1 protein-coding gene is annotated in these 329 nt (G+C 66.0%); it reads right to left on the reverse strand.

Annotation, left to right across the window (positions count from 1 at the left end; all coding sequences use genetic code 11):
* On the reverse strand, positions 1–329 hold a 329-nt coding region (locus AC2ETI_RS32700), incomplete at both ends, for a CNNM domain-containing protein (RefSeq protein WP_483635059.1).

Raw genomic sequence — 329 nt, forward strand, 5'->3', positions numbered from 1 at the left:
TTCTCGGGGTGGGCGATCGCCCAGGATTTCGGTGCCATTTCGCCGACGACCAGATGCAGGAAAGTCACGATGATCAACGCGAGAACGAAACCGGCGACGTCGGCGATCCACAGCGGCATGCCCCAATTCGAGAAGGCAGGGGTGAGCCAGTGGTGGACGGCGGGTTTGGTGATCGCGCCGAGCGCGAGGGTGCATACGGTGATGCCGAGTTGGGAGCCGGCGAGGAGCACGGTCAGCTCGGAGGCGCTGCGCAGAGCGGCTCGGGCGGAGCGGCTGTTGGGGGCGGCATCTTCGAGGCGGTGCCGTTTGGCGGAGATGAGGGCGAATTC

Source organism: Rhodococcus sp. MurmanLake-1, from assembly GCF_056945715.1.